Source organism: Shigella sp. FC1967 (assembly GCF_001743005.1).
Lineage (GTDB): Bacteria > Pseudomonadota > Gammaproteobacteria > Enterobacterales > Enterobacteriaceae > Proteus.
The window spans coordinates 1-863 of record NZ_MIIZ01001105.1; the positions used below are offsets into that span (position 1 = coordinate 1).

General features: G+C 43.8%; 1 protein-coding gene. It reads left to right on the top strand.

Translation table 11 applies throughout. The annotated features are described in order from the left end of the window. The coding region (gene nusA / locus BHE89_RS18870) for a transcription termination factor NusA (RefSeq protein WP_128860723.1) at positions 1–863 on the top strand (863 nt) is incomplete at both ends.

Consider the following 863-nt stretch of genomic DNA (forward strand, 5'->3'; position numbering starts at 1 on the left):
AAAAAGTACGAGCAAGAAATTGACGTTCGCGTATGTATCGACCGTAAAACGGGTGATTTTGATACATTCCGTCGTTGGGTTGCCGTTGAGGAAGTGACTCAACCAACTCGTGAAATCACACTTGAAGCAGCGCAATATGAAGATCCTAGTATTGAACTGGGTGGTTATATTGAAGATCAGATTGAATCTGTCACTTTCGACCGTATTACAACACAAACTGCGAAACAAGTTATCGTACAAAAAGTACGTGAAGCTGAAAGAGCAATGGTTGTTGATCAATTCCGCGAACAATTAGGCGAAATTATCACGGGTGTTGTGAAGAAAGTGAATCGTGAAAATATCACGTTAGACTTAGGCAATAACGCTGAAGCGGTTATTTTACGCGAAGATATGTTACCGCGTGAAAATTTCCGTCCAGGTGACCGTTTACGCGGTGTTTTATACGACGTACGTACAGAAACTCGTGGTGCACAACTTTTCGTGACACGCTCTCGCCCTGAAATGCTGGTTGAACTTTTCCGTATTGAAGTACCAGAAATTGGCGAAGAAATCATTGAAATTAAAGCTGCAGCGCGTGATCCAGGTTCTCGTGCCAAAATCGCAGTAAAAACTAACGACAAGCGTATTGACCCTGTGGGTGCTTGTGTTGGTATGCGTGGTGCACGTGTACAAGCCGTTTCCAGCGAATTGGGCGGCGAACGAATTGATATTGTTCTGTGGGATGATAATCCTGCACAATTCGTCATTAATGCAATGGCTCCGGCAGATGTTGCTTCTATTGTTGTCGATGAAGACAAATGTACAATGGATGTTGCAGTTGAAAGCAGTAACCTTGCGCAGGCAATCGGCCGTAATGGTCAAAA